Source organism: Aquirufa sp. ROCK2-A2 (genome assembly GCF_054558485.1).
The window spans coordinates 471,285-485,426 of sequence record NZ_JBPXKA010000002.1; the positions used below are offsets into that span (position 1 = coordinate 471,285).

Below are 14,142 nucleotides of genomic sequence, written 5' to 3' on the forward strand. Positions count from 1 at the left end.
GAAATATATGTTTAATACTTCTACAAGCCTTGAGTCATTGAATGATTGGAGCAAAGGTAATTTGTTAGAACATCTTGGAATTGAATTCATTGAACTAACATCAACGACCTTAAAAGCCAAAATGCCGGTGGATCATCGAACAAAACAACCTTTTGGTTTGTTACATGGAGGTGCATCTGTTGTTTTAGCCGAATCTTTGGGAAGTGTGGCGTCTACATTGGCCGTTCAAGATCCCAAAACGCAAATAGCCGTAGGTGTAGAAATCAATGCCAATCATCTTAAATCCGTCAGAGAAGGTTTTGTCATTGGAACTTGTACTCCATTGAGAATTGGAAGAACAATGCATGTATACGATATAAAAATTCACGATGAACAGAATAATTTAATTTGCGCCAGCCGATTAACAGTTGCTATTTTGACATCGAAATAAGCCAAAAATGAATTCCGCCCACGCAATACATACGATTGAAATTTCATCTTGGGAAAAGACTTGGAAAAATGCTTTGAAGGCAAATTCCGCGATGGCCCTTTGGCGATTGCCTAATCAAACTGAGACGAATTTTTTAATTGATCAACAAGGTGGAAAAGAAATTAATTCTCTCGCCTTGGAAGAAATGGGTCAGGGTTTTATTGCAGCACCATTTGAAGGTTCACCCTATTTTTTAAAAGCTGACCAATTATTTACTGGTGATGTTAGTGCATCAAGGCTAGACCTATCTCATCATGCCGTACGCATAAATCGACAAGAGGATAAATCCATTTTTATACAAAGAGCGAACGATTCCATCGAAAAAATTAATGCTGGAGAATTTCAAAAAGTAGTCTTATCAAGAATTTCTCAAAGTTCTTTTTCCAACGATTTTTCAGTAATTCAGGCTTTTAGTCAATTATGTAATGCCTATCCGAAGGCATTTATATCGGCGTTTTTTATACCCAAATTAAATGCAACTTGGCTTTGTGCCAGTCCTGAAACGTTGGTTGAACAAGATAAAAATGGCATTTTTAGAACAATCGCTTTGGCAGGAACACAGTCGGCAATCAATGATAAGGGAGAACATTTAAGCGTTCAGCAAGCAAGTTGGACTCATAAAGAAATTGAAGAACAAGCCTTTGTCAGTCGATACATCATCGATTGTTTCAAGAAAATACGATTAAGAGAATACATAGAAAATGGTCCCAAGACCATTATTGCAGGGAATTTAATGCACTTAAAAACAGAGTATTTGGTAGATACCCAAGCGATCAATTTACCCTCCTTACCTGGAATTATGTTGTCGCTATTGCATCCAACCTCAGCTGTTTGTGGCACACCCAAAGAAGCGGCTATTCGATGGATTAAAAAATCCGAATCCCAAGCAAGGGAAATGTACAGTGGATATTTGGGACCTGTGAATTTCGAAAATGAGATTCATTTGTTTGTTAATTTACGTACCGTCAAAATACAGGAACAAGCCGAAAATTTATTGGCCACCTATTATGCGGGTTGTGGAATCACCGAAGATTCGGATGCAGAAAAGGAATGGCAAGAAACGGAAATGAAATGTGAGACAGTTCGATCAATTATTGAAAAGTCACTTTAACCGTATCAATTCTAGCATCTTTGGTTGTCAGAATTTGAAATGTGAAGGGTTGAAGAGAAATAACTTCATTGACCCCTGGAATATCTTCATAAAGACTAATTAACATTCCACCAAGCGTTTCATAATCGCCTTCAGGTAAATTCCAGTTGTATTTTTCGTTCAAATAATCAATTTCATGTCGACCTGACAAAATATACGTATGATCGTCCAATTTCTTTTCCACCCAATCTTCTGAATCATCGTATTCATCTTGTATTTCACCAAAGATTTGTTCCATCACATCCTCCATGCTGACCAATCCGGAAGTACTCCCAAACTCGTCTACAACCAAGGCTAATGATTTTCTTTCTTTGGAAAACTTAATCATTAAATCATTAGCAGGCATCGCTTCAGGCACGATGGGAATCGGTGTTAAAATCGCTTGAAGATCTTTGGGCTTTTTAAACAAAGCCAAGGAATGGCAATAACCAATGACATCTTCTAAATTTTCTTTAAAAACCAAAACTTTCGAATGGCCACTTTCAATAAATACTTTTTGAAGTCCTTCAATCCCTTCTTCCAAATCAATTGCTGTAATTTCTGTTCGGGGAATCATGCAATCACGCACTTTTACTTGCTTGAATTCCAAAGCATTATGAAATATTTTCGTATCCACTTCTGCCTCCTCTTCGGTAGAAATCTTCCGATTTAGATTTTGCAAATAATGATTCAAATCGGTCAATCCAAAAGCCGGTTTTTCTTCCGAATAAGTTAATCTCAACACTTTAGTAATAAACCATTTTGATAATCCAACCGTAACCCATACCAATGGAAACATCAACATATAAATGATCCAAATTGGAATCGACAAAAACTCTAAAATGGCATCTGGATTGATTAGAAATATGCTTTTAGGGGTAAATTCGGAAGTCGTTAAAATCAAAATAGTAGCCAGCACAGAGGCGATTAGGCGAGCAAATATTTCTTCATTCTGCAAAAATGGAATATTGGCCATGATTAAATGATGCAAAAATTCCTCCATGAAAATACCATAAGCCACTAAAGACAAGGTATTTCCGATTAACATGGTACCGATAAATCGACTAGGATGTTGATTAAAATTAGAGATTATTTTGGCCGAAAGAATTTCTTGCTTGGCTTTTAGTTCAAAGTATAATTTATTGGAAGAAACAAAAGCCATTTCTACACCAGAGAAAAAAGCTGAGAAAATCATGGAAGCCAAAATGGCAAATATTTCAATGTTGGTAATACTATCGGGGTGGTCCATGGGACTTATTTTTTAGACTTTTTTTTAGGGTTTTTAACCACAGTTTTGATATTCTTGTTGGCTGTATTTTCTTCGGATTTTAATCGTTCGTTTCTGCTGATTTGATAATAAAACAAACAAGCCATACAAAACATCAACCAATTATAGTGAAATAATAACTCTAACCAAAAATTACCTTGATATTTAACCGGAATCGGGGCATTTAAATCAATGACCCAAATAATGAAAAAACCAATTCCTGCTGATAAACTTAATACTTCTTTTCTGTTCATGATTTAAACGCTAAGTGATTTTTGAACATATCTAAACGTGGCCACGAACAAACCAATAAAAATCAGAATAGAACCAATCCAAACCAAATTTATGTAGGGTTTTTCCAATGCTTTTATGATAATCAAATCTTGTTGTGTTGTATTCACGGCAAAACTGAATTCTTGAGTTTTGGGATTAATGGACGTGAACTTAATTTTAATTCCTGTTTCTTCACTTTCAAAGGCAGGCATTCCTACCATTCCATCCTTGATCACAAAAACAGGATTCAATTCATATTGTTGATAATTTTTTCCAAGAACTTGGAAATTGGCTTGAACGGCTGCATCATTGGGACCTAATGGAATATTTTCCAATGTCGTAACTCGAGCAACATCTTTTAAAACCGCCACAAAATCATTTAAAAACAAGGTATCACCAATACTCACAGTTGAATTGGTGGTAGGACTCCATTGTTTCTCCTCCCCTGCTTCCGTTGCTAAACGCGGATCCAAGGATACATAGGTATAAATGTCATGCGAAAAAGCATGTTTGACATCCGGAGAAATTGCAGTACCCATTTTTGGATTCACCTGCCATCTCGGAAATAAAGAAACGGATTTGCCTTCGCTGTTTTTAAATTCTAACTCGTAATAGGTATTTTCAGGTTCCACAGTTAGGGTGTCACCTTTTTTGGCAATAGTCACACTATCACGCGTAATATCTTTCAAAGCTACGGCATGAAAATCACCTTCAATGATGTCAAAATCTTTGCGATTAAAATATCCCTTTTGCCCTCTAACCTCAATTTTACGGCCTTTGTAGGTAACCAAATAATCCTGCATTTGCGCACCTTGACCAATCCAAAGTGGTAAATTTTCTTTGTTTTCTTTGTTATTGTCTTTGGTAAATTCTTCTGCTTTATTGGATATGGCAAAACCAGAACGATTTAGTGAAACCACCTTGGAATATCCAGATGAGAATAAAATACCAATTAACATAACGGCCAAACCCACGTGAGCAGTTGCACCTCCCGTTAAACTGAATTTTTGTTTGATCAAAAACCAAAGAATGCTAAAATTGGCAATCAAAGCAAACAAACTACTCCACAACAAGGCGATATACGATAGGGTATAAATCTTCCCGACATTGATCATCACAACAGCCAATAAAGTAGCGACAATCGCGGAAGTGCTTAAAGGTTTCCAAGAAGTGGATTCCTTTAATTTTCCCCACCAAACAAATTGACCAATTCCGCTTAACAAAGCAATGGCCAAGAATATCCACAATTGAATTTTACTGTAATGCTCTGCTTGGTCAGCTGGTAAAGCAATGTTGGATACTAAGCCAAATGCTTCTGCAATTTTATTGTAAACAGGAATAGAAGTAGTAAAAGTTAATTGGAAGGCCGATAAGCCTAAAACAGACGCACCGATGAAAATCCAAAATTCTCGTGAATAAATCGACAATTCTTTTTCATCTTGAGGTAAATCTTTCCATCTCCAAACGGCCAATCCAATGGCAACAAACAAGAAAGTGCCCATGTATAAGAGCAATTGTCCAGACAAACCTAAATCGGTAAATGAGTGCACAGATGCATTTCCTAAGATTCCAGATCGATTCAAAAAGGTCGAATACAGGACCAAAATAAAGGTAGCAATAACCAAAATGATAGAGGTTTTTAAGGCAGCACTCGAGTTACGATAAGCAATCATGGTATGAATGGCGCCGATAAGTACCAACCAAGGCACAAAAGAGGCATTTTCTACCGGATCCCAATTCCAATATCCTCCAAAATTGAGTGTTTCATAGGCCCAATAGGCACCCATCATGATACCAATTCCTAAAATTCCAGCTCCAAAAAGAGCCCAAGGCAAAGCAGGTCTGATCCAACTGGTTAATTCTTTTTTCCATAAACCGGCAATTAAATAGGCAAATGGAACTAGGGTCAAAGCAAAACCTAAAAACAAGGTAGGAGGATGAATAACCATCCAATAATTTTGTAACAATGGATTTAATCCGCGGCCATCTTTGGGTATAAAATTGGGTTGCATGCTCCATACTGGCAAATCAGGTTGAGCTTCACGCAATAATAAAAACGGAGAAGAACCGATTTTCAAATCGATATATGGAATGATGACACCCAAAATCATGGAAGTCAAAAATGTTTGAACCAAAGCAAAAACGGCCATTACTGGCGCTTCCCATTTGGGATTTCTGACCATTAATAGCGTACCTAAAATAGCTTGCCAAAAGATCCACAACAGAAAACTACCTTCTTGACCTTCCCAATAACAGGAAATCATAAACATCGTTGGCAAAGCCAAAGATGAATGAGTAAAGGCATAATGATATTCGAAATAATGATTGTAAATAATTACAAATAAACTGGACGCCACGCCGACCACGAACATCAAATGGACAATAAAGAAAAAGCGGGCGTTTAATTTCCATTCATTGACTGATAAATCATTATTAGCTTGAGCTGCTTTAAAATAGGCAAAAGTAGCTATCAAAGCTGTAATAAAAGATCCGATTACTAGAAAATGACCGACTGAACCAATTGTTTCGTGTATCATATTTAATTTTTCGCTTGCAAAGAAGCGCTTGAGTCTGCTGAAATTTTACCTTCTTGGTATTTAGAAGGGCATTTTAATAAAATCTTATCACAGTAAAAAATTCGGTCGGATTTCATGTTACCCACCAACACAATTTTTTCGGATTTTTCAAAATCTTGAGGTTTAGGAGCGGAATAAATCACTTGATTTTCTCTACCTAAACTATCCTGAACAATAAATTCCAAACGATTGGCATCCAAGGCAGCGTTAAAGTTCAACCCCACAATTTTACCTTGCTCATCTTTTTTCAACTTACCCACCACATGGACTTTTTGATTGGGGTCATTTTGAGCAATTTTTTCTGCCTCATCAAAACCCACATACGTACTAACATCAGCTGTAGTTGTCAGAATAATTCCGATAGCCACTGCGATTAATATAAGTCCAACTATATGTGTCTTTTTCATGTCAATTTATTTTTTTAGTTGTTTTTCCAACTTGGAAATTTTGGCATCTAAGCGGAATAAATAGATAAAAATGCCAGATAAAATAACGGCAACCACCGCGATAACAACATATATTTTACCATCCTGGCGAAATTGATCCGCCATTTCTACCTCTTGTGCTTGCGCCAAAAAGCTTGTTAATACGAATCCAATCATTAATAAGAAAGATTTCATGCGTTTTCTTTTTCTTCGATTATTTGTTCAATTTTTTTCACTCGGATGCGCAATTTAGCCATCCAGAAACCTAATAATGTCCAACCGATAATAGCAGGATAAAAAACCATTCGCATCCGATTATCGAGATCCATGGAATTAAATCCTGGATTTCCTCCATTTCCAGGGTGCAAAGAATCGGTCATACGAGGTAAAATCCAAATCAAGACCATAAAAATAAAGAATGCAAAGATATTGTAGACATTCGAGATTCTTGCCCTTTGCTGCTCATCAGGCATAGAAGACCTAACCAATAAATAGGCCAGATAGATCAACATGCCTATCGCCACCGAATTCAATTTGGGATCATTTGTCCACCAAGCACCCCATGTGAATTTAGCCCAAATACTACCCGTAATTAAACCCAAAATGGCAAATAGCAATCCAACTTGTACATAGGCATTGGAGATCAGATCATGTTCTAAATCCGACTTACGTAAATATTGAATGGAATGGTACACCGATGTACCTAACAAAAATATCATCGTGAACCACATGGTTACATGGAAATACAAATTCCGAACCGTCTCATTTAAAATGGGTTGACGAGGAACAGGTGCATTAAAACCAGCCCAAATGGTATAAAACAATAAAATAACACAAGCAATTTGTGCGAAATATTTTTTCAATGTCTCCATATATAAGGGAATAAAATCCCCGATAAAACAATTACAATAACATCCAAAGAAGCTAATATGGCTATTTCATCCCAATTTTCAGAAATAGAAATTCCATCCAAGGCGCTTTTAGACATTTTCAACAACAAAAGTAATAAAGGAATAATGATTGGAAAACTTAATACAGCCATTAATGTTGCCGTATTTTCACCTTGAGCTGCTATTCCAGCCACCAGCGATAAAGTAGAAGCAAATCCAATGGACCCTAACAACAAAGTGATCAAATAAAGACTCATATTTCCCACTGGATTTCCCATTACCCAAGAGTAAAAAACAAAGCCAATCATGGAAATAAACAGCAATATTAAGGAATTATAAATAATTTTCGAGTAGATCACCGCCTCGGGACTAACCAAAGTGAAATAAAATATATTTCTTTGAGTTGGTTCTTGGGTAAAGCTTTTGCCGACAGCATTGACGGCGGTAAACAATAGGATAATCCAAAATAAGGTGTTCCAAGTGATCGGATTAATCGCCTGATTTTTGGCTTTAAAAGACAAGTAACAAACAAAAATGGTTGAAGCTAAATAAAGTAATAAGCCATGAATAGCATATTTCTGACGCCATTCTAATTGCATCTCTTTTTTCACCAAAACAGCAATTTCATTTACGACCATGCGAGCTATTCCTAAAGGAAGGTGCAATTTACAACAGAATTTCTTTTAATAGAAGGATTACAGTTATTAGTTATTAGTGTTTAGGTATTAGTTATGAGTTATGAGTTATTTGTTAATAAAGTCATACACTAATTGCTAAACACTAACAAATAATAACTAAACACTAATAATTAAACTAAACACTAATAATGCGAATTAAGAGTTGAAATTATTATTAGGTTCTCTTCTAAACGAATGTTTAAAAGCGAACTTGAATTTGCTAATCCCTTATTCGTTTTACAGAAATGCAATTTGCTGGCTAATTCTTTTTCTAGGGTATTTCTTTTTTTTGAAAAAAAAGAAACAAAAAAACTTTTTTCTTTAGCTTAATCCAAGACGAATCAGTCAGCTGACTGACCGATTTTCACTCCGCTCTCGGCTATTTTCTTTGACCCTGTCGCACATATCCCATGCGCATCGTCAAAGCACCGCCTTGCCGCTACGTTCAAATCTTTCGTTAGGATTAAGCGTTGGCCATAAATAAATTTTTGTAACAAATGATCCCAATGTTTTTAACCCTTAATTCGCATTAATACCTAAACACTATTAACTAAACACTAATAACTAATTTGAATCATTTTTTACATCAAAAATACTTAGTACATTTGTGCTAATTTTGAATAATTCTAAATAAGTGATTGGGATTTTGTATGATAACATTAGCAGATTTAAAGATTGGGGAGAAGGCAGAAATTATCGGATTTACGGACGAAATTCTTTCCTTAAAATTATTAGAAATGGGTTGTTTGCCAGGAACGGAAGTCGAATTGACGCATCTAGCTCCATTTGGTGACCCAATTGCTTTAAAGGTTTCAGGATATACGCTTTCCATGCGAAAAGAAGAAGCTGCAACCATTGAAGTTCAACGAAATTAAAGATATAATCGAGTGGAAAAAGCCAAAATTGCGCTTATTGGAAATCCGAATGCAGGAAAGTCTTCCTTATTTAATACCCTTACCGGATTAAATCAAAAAACAGGTAATTTTCCAGGTGTAACCATGGATAAATTGACTGGACTTTGGGATTTAGAACCAGGTATTCAGGTAGAAATATTGGATTTGCCGGGTATTTATAGCATTTATCCCAAGTCGATAGATGAAGAATTGGTCATTAATATTTTAGGTAATCCACAGCATGAGGATTATCCTGACATGGCAATCGTCGTCGCTGATGCATCCAATTTGAAAAGAAATCTATTGCTTTTTTCCCAAGTACGAGATTTAGGTATTCCGACCGTTTTGGCACTCAATATGATTGATGTAGCTGAAAATCAAGGATATGTACTTAATTCCTTAAAATTAGCTCGGGAATTAAATGTGGAGGTGGCTGAAATAAATGCTAAAAAGGGAATCGGAGTGAATGGATTACGCATAGCCGTTTCTAAAACCTTGCATAATTTATATGCCTCAAATGATGGCTTGCCGCTTCCTGTGGAAGAAGGCTTATTGAAAGATATTCAATCCAAATTTGGCGAAGCAGATCCTTATCGCTCATTGTTATGGTTGATGGAACACGATCGAATGAAAATGTTTAATCAAACTCAAAGGAAGACTTTTGATGAAATCATCGAGAAACATCGTTTTAATTCCAAATATTATAAATCTGCGGAAACGGTAAAACGATACGAACAGCTTTCGGATGTGGTGGAACGTTGTGTCATCAATTTAAATAGACAATGGGATGCTGTTCCTGTAAAAACGTGGACAGATCGGCTGGATAAAGTTTTTTTACATCCCGTGGGAGGATATTTATTTTTCTTGGCCATATTATTTGTCATGTTTCAAGCGGTTTTCACTTGGGCAACTATTCCGATGGATGCCATTGATGGTGGAGTGGCATTTTTAAACAATTGGTTAAAAGAAATTTTACCTGATACTAAACTGACTGGACTATTGACCGACGGCTTAATTGCTGGAATTGGCGGTGTACTCATTTTTGTGCCGCAAATAGCCTTTTTGTTTTTGTTTATTTCGCTGTTGGAAGAAACGGGTTATATGTCGAGGGTGATGTTCATCATGGACAAATTGATGCGCCGTTTTGGATTAAATGGAAAATCAGTTGTTCCTTTAATTTCAGGAGTTGCATGTGCGGTTCCTGCCATTATGAGCACCCGCTCCATTGGATCATGGAAAGACCGGTTAATTACCATTTTGGTAACACCATTAATGTCTTGCTCGGCGAGATTACCCATTTATACTGTTTTAATTGGATTAGTAGTTCCCGAAAAAAACACCTTGTTTGGATTATTTAATTTACAAGGAGTAGCCCTTTTTGGACTCTATTTATTAGGCTTTTTTATGGCCATTTTATCCGCATGGGTAATGTCCAAAATTTTGAATGTGAAAGAAAAAAGTTACTTCATTATGGAGTTGCCTACTTATAAGGGTCCACGATTCAAGCACATTTCTATTTCTTTATTGAATTCGGTCAGAGCATTCATTTTTGAGGCAGGGAAAATTATCGTTGCTATATCCATTGTACTTTGGGTGTTGGCAAGTTACGGCCCCGGAGACAGTTTTAACCAAGTAGAATTGAATGTCAAAAAACAATATCCAAGTCTAGGCGGTGTAGAATTATCCAATAAAATAGCCTCTGAAAAGTTAGAAAATTCTTATGCGGGTCATTTTGGTAAATTCATTGAACCGGCGATTCGCCCCTTGGGATATGATTGGAAAATAGGAATCGCCTTGATCACATCTTTTGCTGCTAGAGAGGTATTTGTTGGAACCATGTCTACCATCTACAGTTTGGGCGGCGAAGTGGAAGATGAAAATGCCACCATCAAAAACCGTATGAGAGCAGAGATAAATCCAGCCACAGGGAAACCTTTGTATGATGCTGCTTTGGGATTTTCTTTATTGATCTTCTATGCTTTCGCCATGCAGTGCATGAGTACATTAGCAACGACCTATCGGGAAACCAAATCGTGGAAATATCCATTGATTCAATTTGGATACATGACCACATTGGCTTATTTAGCTGCCTTTTTGGTGTATCAAGTATTGAAGTAAACAAATCCTTTGTGAACTTAGTGATTGAAAAGTTACCACTAAGTTCACAACGTTTTTAAAGTATTTTTGTCAAAAATCCGCTTTATGAGAACATTTACAACTCAAACTCCAGCCAGGAGTTTTTTGCCTACTGACTTTATTTTGACCACTTGGGAAAGTATTTTGCCCTTTTTTGATCAATTATCGAATCAAAGCATTCATTCTTTGGAGGAACTCATTCAGTTTTGTTTGAATCGTTCCGAGTTAGAAAGTTATTTGTCGGAAAACTTTGCTTGGAGGTATATTAAAATGTCGTGCGACAATCAAAATGAGTCGCTTCAAAAGAGCTACCAACAATTTGTCAATGAAATCATGCCTAATGCATCGGTGTATGACGATGCTTGGAACAAGAAAGTTATTGAAAGTGGATTTACGCAAGAATTACCGACCACCGGTTACTCAATCATGCTCCGTAGCATAAAAAAAGCCATTGAAATTTTCAGGGAAGAAAATATTCCCTTATTCACTGAATTGCAAAATTTACAAACCCAATATGGAGCAGCTACGGGGGGCTTAATGGTGGAGATAGATGGCCAAGAAAAAACCTTGCAACAAGCAAATGCCTATTTGGAATCGACAGAAAGAAAAGTCAGAGAAGCGGTGTATCGACAAATAGCGGATCAACGTTTGGGGATAAAAAATCAGTTGAACGATCTATATACTGCTTTAATACAAAAAAGAGATCAAGTAGCCAAAAATGCTGGTTTCGAGAATTTTAGAGATTATTCCTTTGCGAGTTTAGGCCGTTTTGATTATACAGCTACCGATTGCTTTGAATTTCATGAAGCCGTAGCGGAAACGGTTGTTCCGATGTTGAATCAGGTCGCGGAAAAGAGGAAAAGCAGCATGGGTTTGTCTGAACTGAGACCTTGGGATAAAGCAGTGGACCCTTTGGGCAGAAATCCATTGAAACCATTTGAAACAGGTGAAGATTTATTGACAAAAACAATCCAAGTATTTGATCGCTTAAACCCATTTTTGGCCAATTGTTTGAAAGAAATGGTTATTTTAAATCGATTTGATTTAGATTCTAGAAAAGGGAAAAATCCGGGAGGCTACAATTATCCATTGGAGGAAAGTGGATTTCCCTTTATTTTCATGAATGCGGCTGGACAAGTGAGAGATATGGTCACTTTATTACATGAAGGAGGCCATGCCGTACATTCCATTTTAACCAAAGATTTACCGATCAATTCCTTTCGAAATTTCCCTTCGGAAGTAGCTGAATTAGCTTCCATGAGTATGGAGTTAATTACGATGGATTATTGGGACGAATATTTCAGTAATCCGGAAGAAGCTAAAAGAGCTAAAATAAAGCATTTAGAAGATATTTTAGAAACACTACCGTGGGTCGCAACCATTGATGCATTTCAACATTGGATTTATGAAAATCCAGGACACACTTTAGCGGAAAGAGAAAGTAAATGGTTGGAAATTATTGCGAAATTTTCGGACAATGTTACCCACTGGGAGGGAATTGAGGAGATTAAAGCAAATATTTGGCAAAAGCAATTGCACTTATTTGAAGTTCCATTTTATTATATCGAATACGCCATTGCTCAATTAGGTGCCTTGGCGGTTTGGAGAAATTATTGTGCCAATCCAGAAAATGCCTTAAATCAATATTTGGATGCTTTGGCATTAGGTTACACGGTTCCAATGAAAGAAATTTATGCAACTGCCGGCATCGAGTTCAATTTTAGTAAAAAATACATCAGTGAGTTGATGGATTTCTTGAAGGAGCAATTATCAGTTATTAGTGTTTAGTGATTAGTTTTTAGTTTTTTTAATTATTAATGCGAATTAAGAGTTGAAATCTGTAATAAACTGGAATAAGATTGACATTACCTTTGATTTCCCTAATTCATTATATCCATGCAATTTGTTGGTTCTTTTTTTCTTTGGCATTTCTTTTTTTTAGAAAAAAGAAACAAAAAAACTTATTAGTCGCAAGTTAATCCAAGACGAATCAGCAAGCTGACCGATTTTCACTTCGCTCTCGGCTATTTTCTTTGACCCTGACGCACATACCCTATGCGCATTGTCAAAGCTCCGCCTACCGCTTCGTTCAAATCTTTCGTCGGATTAACCGCAAATTCATTTATAAGTCCCAAAAAAGAATAAACAGCGTTGGCTCAGCTGAGTCAAAGCCAAAAGCGGTAAAAAAGAGAAGTAAAAATTAGAAGTTTCAACTCTTAATTCGAATTATTAGTGTTTAGTTATTAATTTAATGATTAGTTGTTGGATTAGGGTATTAATAATGCCCAATAGAATTGTTAAAACAATGGAACAAACTTCTAAACACTTTTAACTAATAACTAATAACTAAATAATTCATCACTCATACCTCATAATTCACAATTCTTTCATATTTTTGCACCGTAATTATTACAAAAAAGAAAATGAAATTAAAATCTTTACTTCCTGTTTTAGCGATTGCATTGGTTGCAACGTCTTGTGATTATCAAAAAAACAACCGTATCAAGCAAAAAGACTTGAATGAAGGTAATGAATATGTTTACGGTGTCCACCCGGATAGTGCTGCGGCTCAAACAAAATTAAAATACGATGCTAAACCTGAATTAGAGGTGAAAGCAAATGAAATCCGCGCCAAATTATTCAACGGAAAAGAAATTAGCAAGGGAAACTAAATCCCAGATAATTAAATAGTTAAAAGCCGACAATCGTCGGCTTTTTTTATTTCAAAAACTTACGTGGAAATTAAGATGTCCACCTAAACCAACTTGGATAATACGAATCAAGGTAGACAATCTTATATCACTTGCATTATTTTCAATCCTAGAAATATAGGTTTTTGTAGTACCACACTTCTCGGCTAATTGCGATTGGGTTAAGCCTTTTTCTTTCCGCAATTCTTGAAGCATAACCCCCAATTTAAATGCTTCAAAATCCTGCTCATATTTATCTCTACTACTAGAGCCTTTGATTCCATATTCTTTATCTAAAAACGCATCAAGAGAAGTTAAATTAGGTTTTTGATTTTTCATTGAAGTATTCTTTTTTAAGTTTTTCTGCCAGTTTTAGTTCATTCCTTGGCGTTTTTTGGGTTTTTTTTTGAAATCCATTAGCGACCACTATCATATTTCCTTTATCAAAGAAACTAAATATCCTAAAAATAGATGATCCACTTTCAATTCTTATTTCATACAATCCATTGGTACCAGAAATATGTTTAAAATAATGCACCGGAATTTTTTCCAGTACTTTCAACAAATTTAAGGTCCACGAAATTTTATCTTTCACTGCATTTGGCAGAGGTTTAAAAAAATCTAGGAAATAATTTTCATAGAAGAAAATTTTTCTTTGGAAGTTCTCATCCATGAATATTCAGTAGGCAAAGTTATCTAATTAGATAATTTTACACA

General features: G+C 35.9%; 15 protein-coding genes. 6 read left to right on the forward strand and 9 right to left on the reverse strand.

What is annotated here, in order from left to right; genetic code table 11:
* Nucleotides 1–7: 7 nt before the first annotated feature.
* Together V7S76_RS05130 and V7S76_RS05135 are read left to right on the forward strand one after the other, a co-directional pair.
* Nucleotides 8–430: a hotdog fold thioesterase gene (locus V7S76_RS05130; RefSeq protein ID WP_459508985.1), complete on the forward strand. Its 423-nt coding sequence runs from the start codon at nucleotides 8–10 to the stop codon at nucleotides 428–430.
* Between the two features lie 7 nt (nucleotides 431–437).
* Nucleotides 438–1,580, forward strand: a complete 1,143-nt coding sequence (locus V7S76_RS05135; protein ID WP_459508986.1) for a chorismate-binding protein — start codon at nucleotides 438–440, stop codon at nucleotides 1,578–1,580.
* Here V7S76_RS05135 and V7S76_RS05140 read toward each other — a convergent pair.
* The 7 genes from V7S76_RS05140 to V7S76_RS05170 are packed head-to-tail and all read right to left on the reverse strand — an operon-like array spanning nucleotide 1,561 to nucleotide 7,694.
* Nucleotides 1,561–2,847: a hemolysin family protein gene (locus V7S76_RS05140; RefSeq protein ID WP_459508987.1), complete on the reverse strand. Its 1,287-nt coding sequence runs from the start codon at nucleotides 2,845–2,847 to the stop codon at nucleotides 1,561–1,563. The two genes, V7S76_RS05135 and V7S76_RS05140, sit on opposite strands and share 20 nt — an antisense overlap.
* Nucleotides 2,848–2,852: 5 nt before the next feature.
* Nucleotides 2,853–3,119: a hypothetical protein gene (locus tag V7S76_RS05145; protein WP_459508988.1), complete on the reverse strand. Its 267-nt coding sequence runs from the start codon at nucleotides 3,117–3,119 to the stop codon at nucleotides 2,853–2,855.
* A 3-nt stretch (nucleotides 3,120–3,122) separates the two neighbouring features.
* Nucleotides 3,123–5,675, reverse strand: coding sequence for a cytochrome c biogenesis protein CcsA (gene ccsA / locus V7S76_RS05150; RefSeq protein WP_459508989.1), 2,553 nt, complete (start codon nucleotides 5,673–5,675; stop codon nucleotides 3,123–3,125).
* Between the two features lie 2 nt (nucleotides 5,676–5,677).
* Nucleotides 5,678–6,121: a cytochrome c maturation protein CcmE domain-containing protein gene (locus V7S76_RS05155; protein WP_459508990.1), complete on the reverse strand. Its 444-nt coding sequence runs from the start codon at nucleotides 6,119–6,121 to the stop codon at nucleotides 5,678–5,680.
* Nucleotides 6,122–6,127: 6 nt separating this feature from the next.
* A complete protein-coding gene (locus tag V7S76_RS05160) occupies nucleotides 6,128–6,334 on the reverse strand; it encodes a CcmD family protein (RefSeq protein WP_459508991.1) in 207 nt (68 codons plus the stop codon).
* Nucleotides 6,331–7,011: a cytochrome c biogenesis protein gene (locus tag V7S76_RS05165; protein ID WP_459508992.1), complete on the reverse strand. Its 681-nt coding sequence runs from the start codon at nucleotides 7,009–7,011 to the stop codon at nucleotides 6,331–6,333. Before V7S76_RS05165 ends, V7S76_RS05160 begins: the two co-directional genes overlap by 4 nt.
* Nucleotides 6,999–7,694, reverse strand: coding sequence for a heme exporter protein CcmB (locus V7S76_RS05170; protein ID WP_459508993.1), 696 nt, complete (start codon nucleotides 7,692–7,694; stop codon nucleotides 6,999–7,001). The genes V7S76_RS05165 and V7S76_RS05170 overlap by 13 nt, the downstream gene beginning before the upstream one ends.
* 662 nt (nucleotides 7,695–8,356) lie before the next feature.
* On the opposite strand from V7S76_RS05170, the gene V7S76_RS05175 reads away from it, so the two are divergent.
* The 4 genes from V7S76_RS05175 (at nucleotide 8,357) to V7S76_RS05190 (ending at nucleotide 13,407) form a co-directional block, all read left to right on the forward strand.
* Nucleotides 8,357–8,581, forward strand: a complete 225-nt coding sequence (locus V7S76_RS05175) for a FeoA family protein (protein ID WP_459508994.1) — start codon at nucleotides 8,357–8,359, stop codon at nucleotides 8,579–8,581.
* A gap of 12 nt (nucleotides 8,582–8,593) precedes the next feature.
* On the forward strand, nucleotides 8,594–10,717 hold the full coding sequence (gene feoB / locus V7S76_RS05180; protein WP_459508995.1) for a ferrous iron transport protein B: 2,124 nt from the start codon (nucleotides 8,594–8,596) through the stop codon (nucleotides 10,715–10,717).
* Nucleotides 10,718–10,801: 84 nt separating this feature from the next.
* Nucleotides 10,802–12,523 (forward strand): M3 family oligoendopeptidase, encoded by a 1,722-nt coding sequence (locus V7S76_RS05185; protein ID WP_459508996.1) that lies wholly within the window; start codon nucleotides 10,802–10,804, stop codon nucleotides 12,521–12,523.
* Nucleotides 12,524–13,158: 635 nt separating this feature from the next.
* On the forward strand, nucleotides 13,159–13,407 hold the full coding sequence (locus V7S76_RS05190; protein ID WP_459508997.1) for a hypothetical protein: 249 nt from the start codon (nucleotides 13,159–13,161) through the stop codon (nucleotides 13,405–13,407).
* Between the two features lie 51 nt (nucleotides 13,408–13,458).
* Here the strand turns inward: V7S76_RS05190 and V7S76_RS05195 are convergent, their stop codons facing one another.
* Nucleotides 13,459–13,764, reverse strand: coding sequence for a helix-turn-helix domain-containing protein (locus V7S76_RS05195; protein WP_459508998.1), 306 nt, complete (start codon nucleotides 13,762–13,764; stop codon nucleotides 13,459–13,461).
* Nucleotides 13,745–14,098 carry a type II toxin-antitoxin system RelE/ParE family toxin gene (locus V7S76_RS05200; protein WP_459508999.1) on the reverse strand — a complete coding sequence of 118 codons (354 nt, stop codon included), beginning with the start codon at nucleotides 14,096–14,098 and terminating at the stop codon, nucleotides 13,745–13,747. Before V7S76_RS05200 ends, V7S76_RS05195 begins: the two co-directional genes overlap by 20 nt.
* Between the last annotated feature and the right edge of the window lie 44 nt (nucleotides 14,099–14,142).

Bases quoted from the DNA above. Each gene is read 5' to 3' on its own strand.
- V7S76_RS05200 (WP_459508999.1), bottom strand. From the start codon at position 14,098: ATGGATGAGAACTTCCAAAGAAAAATTTTCTTCTATGAAAATTATTTC.
- V7S76_RS05165 (WP_459508992.1), bottom strand. From the start codon at position 7,011: ATGGAGACATTGAAAAAATATTTCGCACAAATTGCTTGTGTTATTTTA.
- V7S76_RS05140 (WP_459508987.1), bottom strand. From the start codon at position 2,847: ATGGACCACCCCGATAGTATTACCAACATTGAAATATTTGCCATTTTG.
- V7S76_RS05185 (WP_459508996.1), top strand. From the start codon at position 10,802: ATGAGAACATTTACAACTCAAACTCCAGCCAGGAGTTTTTTGCCTACT.
- V7S76_RS05145 (WP_459508988.1), bottom strand. From the start codon at position 3,119: ATGAACAGAAAAGAAGTATTAAGTTTATCAGCAGGAATTGGTTTTTTC.
- V7S76_RS05190 (WP_459508997.1), top strand. From the start codon at position 13,159: ATGAAATTAAAATCTTTACTTCCTGTTTTAGCGATTGCATTGGTTGCA.
- V7S76_RS05175 (WP_459508994.1), top strand. From the start codon at position 8,357: ATGATAACATTAGCAGATTTAAAGATTGGGGAGAAGGCAGAAATTATC.
- V7S76_RS05155 (WP_459508990.1), bottom strand. From the start codon at position 6,121: ATGAAAAAGACACATATAGTTGGACTTATATTAATCGCAGTGGCTATC.
- V7S76_RS05195 (WP_459508998.1), bottom strand. From the start codon at position 13,764: ATGAAAAATCAAAAACCTAATTTAACTTCTCTTGATGCGTTTTTAGAT.
- V7S76_RS05160 (WP_459508991.1), bottom strand. From the start codon at position 6,334: ATGAAATCTTTCTTATTAATGATTGGATTCGTATTAACAAGCTTTTTG.
- V7S76_RS05135 (WP_459508986.1), top strand. From the start codon at position 438: ATGAATTCCGCCCACGCAATACATACGATTGAAATTTCATCTTGGGAA.
- ccsA (WP_459508989.1), bottom strand. From the start codon at position 5,675: ATGATACACGAAACAATTGGTTCAGTCGGTCATTTTCTAGTAATCGGA.
- V7S76_RS05130 (WP_459508985.1), top strand. From the start codon at position 8: ATGTTTAATACTTCTACAAGCCTTGAGTCATTGAATGATTGGAGCAAA.